General features: G+C 72.9%; 2 protein-coding genes. Both read right to left on the bottom strand.

Annotated features, from left to right (window positions below; all coding sequences use genetic code 11):
• Positions 1–4,856 (bottom strand): acyltransferase domain-containing protein (locus ACZ3YL_RS42150; RefSeq protein WP_465663129.1); only part of this gene is annotated, 4,856 nt, incomplete at its 3' end.
• A 2-nt stretch (positions 4,857–4,858) separates the two neighbouring features.
• Entirely contained in the window at positions 4,859–7,366 is a 2,508-nt protein-coding gene (locus ACZ3YL_RS42145; protein ID WP_465663127.1) for a type I polyketide synthase, read from the bottom strand.
• Positions 7,367–7,508 lie beyond the last annotated feature (142 nt).

The raw sequence follows: 7,508 nt of genomic DNA, 5'->3' as shown, positions 1-7,508 counted from the left end.
CCACCGGTGATCAGCACCGTACCGGCCGCATCGAAGTCCGCGGGAACAGTGAGGACGATCTTCCCGATGTGAGCGGCCCGGCTCATGAACCGGAACACGTCGACCGCGTCCCGGACCTCGCGTACCTCCAACGGCAGCGGTGCGAACTCGCCGTCCGTGAAGGCCCGTACGACGGCGTCCAGGATCTCGCCGAGCCGTTCCGGCCCCGCGTCGGCGATGTCGAACGCCCGGTAGACGATGTCGGGATGGTCGGCCGCGTCGCGGATGTCGGTCTTGCCCATCTCCACGAACCGGCCGCCGGGCCCGAGCAGCCGCAGGGAGGCATCGACGAACTCGCCGGACAGCGAGTCCAGAACCACGTCCATGGGCGGGAACTTCTGCTCGAACTCCAGGGTGCGCGACGAGGCGATGTGGTCCTCGTCCAGTCCCAGGGCGCGCAGGGTGTGCCACTTGGCCGGGCCGGCAGTGGCGAACACCTCCGCCCCGAGCCGCCGGGCCAGTTGGATCGCCGCCATGCCGACGCCGCCGGTGCCGGCGTGGATCAGGACCCGGTCACCGGCCTTCAGCCCGCCCAGGTCGCGCAGGCCGTACCACGCGGTCAGGAACGCCACGGGCACGGACGCGGCCCTGGCGAACGACCAGTCGTCGGGCATCCGGACCAGCAGCCGCTGGTCGGCGACGGTGACCGGGCCGAAGGCTCCGGGGACCAGGCCCATGACGCGGTCGCCGGGCCGGAACCGGCTGTCCGGACCGGTTTCGAGGACGACGCCCGCGCCTTCGCCACCCATCAGGGCCTCGCCGGGGTAGACCCCGAGGGCGATCAGCACGTCCCGGAAGTTGAGTCCGGCCGCCCGCATGGCGATCCGGACCTGCCCGGGCCCCAGCGGATCCATGAGCTCCGGGCGGGGCACCAGCGCCAGGTCGTCGATGCTGCCGGTGCCCGTGTCCTCCAGCCGCCAGGCCCCGTCCGGCGGGGTGAGGCTCGCGCCGACGCGGACCAGGCGGGGGACGCGCAGCGCCCCTTGGCGTACCGCCAGTTCCGGCTCGTCCGTGCCGGCGATCAGCGCGGGGTCCCAGGTCGGGTCGGCGTCGACCAGGACGAACCGGTCGGGGTGCTCGGCCCGCGCGCCGCGGACCAGGCCCCAGACCATCGAGTGGTGGAGGCCGACCACGTCACCGGGTGCGGCGGCGACGGCGTTGCGGGTGACGACCGCCAGCCGCGTCCGCTCGCCCGCCAAGTGGTCCCGGATCACGGCGAGTACGCTCTGCGCGCTCTCGTACGCCGCCTCGACGGTGTCCGCTCCGGGCGGCCCGGGCACCTCGTAGACGACCAGGTCCGCGAGGTCGCCGCCCGTCGATGCCGGTTCGAGGGCCGGCCGTTCGAAGGGCAGCCAGTCGAGTGCGTACAGGCTGTCCGGGACGGCGGTGGCGTCCCGGACGGTCAGCGACGTGATGACCGCGACCGGGGTGCCCTCCGGATCGGCCACGGCCACGGTGTACGTGTCCGGCCCGGTGGCGGACAGGCGCACCCGCAGCGTCCGGCTGCCCGCGGGCCGGATCGCCACTCCGGTGAACGCGAACGGCAGGCCGGTGCGGTCGGTGAGGAACGCCATGGGGTGCAGTGCGGCGTCGAGCAGCGCGGGGTGCAGGGCAAACGGTTCCTCGGCGGGAAGCTCCACCTCGGCGTAGACGGTGTCGCCGACCCGCCAGGCCGCCGTGACGCCCTGGAACGCCGGTCCGTACTCGTAGCCGAGCACGGACAGCGAGTCGTAGAGCCCGTCGACGTCAAGGGGCTCACCGGCCGACGGCCAGTCCCAGGCGCTCAGCACCGGCTCCTCGCCCAGGGTCCCGGTGGCATGCCGCACCCACTCGTCGCCGTCACGCGAGTACACCGTGAGCGGGGTGCGGCCGTCGTCCTCGGGGCCCACGACGACCTGGAGGTGCACCGGGGCGTCGTCGAGGACGAGCGGCGTTTCGAGCACCAGCTCCTCGACCGCGTGGCCGAGCCGGCCGGCCGTGTAGGCCGCCATTTCCGCGAACGCGGTGCCGGGCAGGAGGACGGAGCCCCGCACGGCGTGGTCGGCCAGCCACGGGTGGGTGGCGAGCGAGATCCGTCCGCTGAGCACCGCGCCGTCGGGCAGTTCCACGAACGTGCTGAGCAGGGGGTGGTCGCCCGACGCCGTCGGGACGGGCCGCAGCCAGTACGGCTGGCGCTGGAAGGCGTACGTCGGCAGGCTGACGGGCTCGGTGTCGTCCGGGAACCTCCAGTCGACCGGGACACCATGGACGTGCAGGCGGCCGAGCGAGGTGAGGAAGTCGTCCTGGTCGCGCCGGAGCGTGCCGGTGACGAGAAGGTCGGAGCCGTGGTGGTGACCGGTCTCCTCGACGGCGGAGACCAGGACCGGGTGCGGGCTGACCTCGACGAAGACGGTGTGGCCGTGGTCGAGCAGCGCACGGGTGGTGTGGTCGAACAGCACGGGTTCGCGGAGGTTGCGGTACCAGTAGCCGGCGTCGAGGGCGGAGGTGTCGAGCGGCTCGCCGGTGACCGTGGAGTAGAAGGGAATCGCCGCCGAGCGGGGTGTGATGTCGGCCAGGTCGGCGAGCAGGTGCTCTCGGATCGCCTCGACCTGCACGGAGTGGGCGGCGTAGTCCACCGGCAGACGGCGGGCGCGGATGCCGTCGGCCTCACTGGCCGCCAGCAGTTCGTCCAACGCGTCCAGATCACCCGATACCACCACGCTGTCCGCCGAGTTGACCACCGCCACCGTCAGCCGGCCGTCCCAGCGGGCCACGAACTCGTCGGCCCGCTCATGCCCGAGGCCGACCGACACCATCCCGCCCTGCCCCGCCAGGGCGACCAGGGCCTTGCTACGCAGGGCGACCACCTTGGCGGCGTCCTCCAACGACAACGCCCCCGCCACATACGCCGCCGCGATCTCCCCCTGCGAATGCCCGACCACCGCATCAGGCTCCACACCATGCGCACGCCACAACTCCGCCAGCGCCACCATCACCGCGAACAGAGCGGGCTGCACCACATCCACCCGCTCCAGCGCACCACCACCGACCAGCACCTCCACCAACGACCAGTCCGTGTACGGCGCCAACGCCGCAGCACACGCATCGATCACCCCCCGGAACACCGGCTCCGACCCGTACAACTCCCCACCCATACCCACCCACTGCGCACCCTGCCCCGGAAACACGAACACCGACCGACCCACCGGACGGACCGTCCCCGTGACCAGACCCGGCACCGACCGACCCTCCGCCAGGGCCTCCAGAGCCTCCACACCGCTCAGCACCGCACGGTGATCGAAACGCGACCGCCCCGCCAACGCCCGACCCACCGCAACCGCGCCGACTCCCGGATGCCCGGCCAGGAACGCCCCCAGCCGACGTGCCTGCTCCCGCAACGCCACATCCGACTTCCCCGACAACACCCACGGCACCATCCCGCCCGCGGACCCCGTCGAAACCCCGACCGACTCTTCAGCAGCCGCCTCGATCACCACATGCGCGTTGGTGCCGCTGATGCCGAACGCCGACACGCCGGCGCGGCGGGGACGCCCCGTCTCCGGCCACGGCCGGGCCTCGGTGAGTAGCGAGACATGGCCCGCCGACCAGTCGACGTGCGAGGTCGGCGCGTCGACGTGCAGGGTCGGCGGCAACTGCCCGTGCCGCATCGCCATCACCATCTTGATCACACCCGCCACACCCGCCGCCGCCTGGGTGTGGCCGATGTTCGACTTCACCGACCCCAGCCACAACGGCTCCACCCGGTCCTGACCGTAGGTCGCCAGGAGTGCCTGAGCCTCGATGGGATCGCCGAGGGTGGTCCCGGTGCCGTGGGCCTCCATCGCGTCCACGTCCGCCGTCGACAGTCCGGCATTCGCCAACGCCTGCCGGATGACGCGTTCCTGGGACGGACCATTCGGCGCAGCAAGCCCGTTCGACGCGCCGTCCTGGTTCACCGCCGAGCCCCGGACGACCGCCAGCACCCGGTGGCCGTTACGGCGGGCGTCGGACAGGCGTTCCAGCAGCACCAAGCCGGCGCCCTCACCCCAGGCCGTACCGTCGGCCGCCTCGGCGAACGCCTTCACCCGCCCATCGGCCGCAAGCCCCCGCTGCCGCGAGAACTCGACGAACCCCGCCGGCGTCGCCATCACCGTCACACCACCGGCCAGGGCCAGTGAGCACTCCCCCGCCCGCAATGCCTGCGCCGCCAGATGGATCGCCACCAGCGACGACGAACACGCCGTGTCCACCGACACCGCCGGACCCTCCAGCCCCAGCAGATACGACACCCGCCCGGACGTGGCGCTGGTGGCTGTTCCGGTGGCGAGGAAACCTTCGAGGTCCGGCGGCGGCTGGTTGCCGTAGCCGGAGGACCACAGGCCGGTGAACACGGCTGTGCGGCTGCCGCCGAGTGTGGTCGGGTCGATGCCGGCGTACTCGAAGGTCTCCCAGGCGGTTTCCAGCAGCACCCGCTGCTGCGGGTCCATCGCCAGTGCCTCGCGCGGCGAGATACCGAAGAACCCGGCGTCGAAGCCGGCGCCGTCGGCGAGGAAGCCGCCCGATCTGCTGTAGGTCGTGCCCGGCCGGTCCGGGTCAGGGTCGTAGACGACGTCCCATCCACGGTCCGGCGGGAATTCGGTGATCGCGTCGGCACCGTCCGAGACGAGCCGCCACAGGCCGTCCGGGGACTCCACTCCGCCCGGGTAGCGGCAGCCCATGCCGATGATCGCGATCGGCTCGCGCGCGGCCTCCTCCATGTCGGCGAGGCGCCTACTGAGCACTCCCAGATCGGCCGTGGCGCGCTTGAGGTAAGTGCGGAGCTTCTCTTCGTCAGACATCGCTACTGCTCCTCAGCGTTTCGGGACTCGCCCGATCGGATGACCTCGGTCCTGCGGTGCGCATCGTCCAGAAGGCTGAACAGTTCGTCGTCGCTGGCCTCGTCGACACCGGCCGCGGAGCCGGTGCGTTTGGCGGTCCAGGCCGCGAGAAGTGCTTCGAGGCGGGCCGCGACGGTCTCGTAGTCGGCGTCGGCGGCTGCCGCGTCCAGGGTGGACTTGAGCTGGTCGAGTTCGGCGAGCAGAGGGTCGGGTTCGGTGCCGTGCAGCCGTGTGTGCAGGAAGGCGGCGAGGCGGGCTGGTGTCGGGTGGTCGAAGACGAGCGTGGCGGGCAGGCGCAGGCCGGTGTCCGCGTCGAGCTGGTTGCGCAGTTCCACGGCGGTGAGCGAGTCGAACCCGATGTCGGTGAACGCCTGGTCGGGGTTGACCGCCTCCGGTGACGAGTGCCCCAGGACGAGGGCGACCTGGCCCACGACGAGTTGCAGCACGTCGGCCGGCGTCCGCACGCGGTCGGCGGCCTGCCTGCGCCGGGGCCGTACCAGCTCCCGCAGCAGGGCGGGCGGGTCGCCGGCGCGGCGCAGCGCCGGCAGGTCGAACCTGACGGGGGCGAGGGTGGGGGTGCCCGCGGTCAGCGCGGCATCGAACAGGGCCAGCGCGTCCGTCGTCGGCAGCGGCCGTACGCCGGCCCTGGCCAGGCGGTGCCGGTCGGTGGCGGTCAGACCTCCGGTCATGCCGCTGGCCTCCGCCCAGTAGCCCCAGGCGAGCGACACGGCCGGCTGTCCCTGGGCGTGCCGGTGTGCGGCGAGGCCGTCGAGGTACGCGTTCGCCGCCGCGTAGTTCGCCTGGCCCGCGCCGCCCAGCACACCGGCCGCCGACGAGAACAGCACGAACGCCTCCAGGTCCGAGGTCAGTTCGTGGAGGTGCCGCGCCGCGAGGGCCTTCGGCTCCCACACGCGCGCGAACTGCTGCGGGGTGAGGGATTCCACGACGGTGTCGGCCAGCGTGCCCGCGGCGTGGATCACCGAGGTGACCGGGTGTTCGGCGAGCAGCCGCGCCACCGCCTCGCGGTCGGACACGTCGCACGCCACGATGTCGGCGGTAGCGCCCAGCGCGGCCAGGTCGGCGGTCAGCGCGGCCGCGCGCGGGGCGTCCGGGCCGCTCCGGCTGACCAGCAGCAGGTGCCGCACGCCGTGCCGTACGGCGAGGTGGCGGGCGATCGTGCCGCCCAGGGTGCCGGTGCCGCCGGTGACGAGCACCGTGCCCTCGGGGCCGAGCAGCGAGGGCAGCGGCTCGGTCCGCACCCGTTCGAGGCGGGGGACGTGAACGGCGCCGGCGCGGATCGCGAGCTGGGGTTCGTCGCCGGCCAGCCGGACCTTGTCGCCGTCGGCACCGTCGACCAGCACGAACCGGCCGGGGTGCTCGGTGGCGGCCGACCGTACCAGGCCCCAGACGGCGGTGGCCTGCGGGTCGACGTCCTCGCCCGGCCGAACCGGCACGGCGTTGCGCGTGGCGACCACCATGCGCGGGGTGTCCGTGGTGAGGAAGTCCTGGATCACCCGCAGGGTCTCGACGGGCGATGTGGCGTGGTGGACCGGGATGTCCGGTTCGGCGGTCGCCGCTTCCAGGACCGGCCACGCCACCTGGTACGGCACGTCCTGGGTGGTGGCCCCGGCCGGCCGACGCAGGGTCAACGAGGCGATCTCGGCGACCGGCGCGCCCGACTGGTCGGCGAGGCCGATCGCGCAGGTGTCCCGGCCGGTCACGGTCAGCCGGACCCTGGCGTGCTCGGCGCCGCGCCACCAGGAGATCCCCGCGAAGGCGAACGGCATCTTCGCCCGGTCGTCGGCGACGGTCACGATCTGGATCGCGGCGTCGAGCAGGGCGGGGTGCAGGGCGAACCGGGTGTCGCCGGGGGGTGCGGCCACCTCCGCATAGAGGGTGTCACCGTCGCGCCAGACCGCTCGCAGACCTTGGAAGGCCGTGCCGTAGGCAAATCCGGCGTCGGCCAGGTCGTCGTAGAAGGCGTCGAGGTCGACGGCTTCGGCGTGCGGCGGCCACTGCCGTGCCCAGGGCTCCCGCGGTGCGACGGGTACGGCGCCCAGAGTCCCGGTCGCGTGCCGTACCCACTCGCCGTCCGCGCGCGAGTGGATCGAGACGCTGCGCCGGCCCGCCCGGTCGGGGCCGACGGTCACGGACACCTGCACGCCGTCCGCGACCACCAGCGGTGTCTCCAACGTCAGGTCCTCGACCCCCGGGCAGCCGACGTGTTCGCCGGCCCGGAGCGCCAGGTCCACGAACGCCGCGGCGGGCAGCAGGGGCGAGCCCGAGATGACGTGTTCGGTGAGCCACGGCTGCGCGGCGGTGGCGAGTTGTCCCGTCAGCACCACGCCGTTGTCGTCGGGGAGTTCCATGACGTCCCGCAGCAGCGGGTGGTCGATCCGGCCGTCACCGGTCGGTGCCGGGGTGGTGGGTTGGAGCCAGTAGTGCTGGTGCTGGAACGCATACGAAGGCACCCGTCCACCCGACGCCCCCGCCGCCGCGGCCACGGGGGGCGTCCAGCCCACGGCACCATCCGCCCACAACCGCCCCAACCCCGCGAACAACCGCTCCACAGAATCACCACCACGCCGCATCAACCCGTTCCCCACCAGCAAC

It is taken from the genome of Kitasatospora sp. NPDC023176 (assembly GCF_055560495.1).
This window is presented reverse-complemented; position numbering and strand designations above follow the sequence as displayed.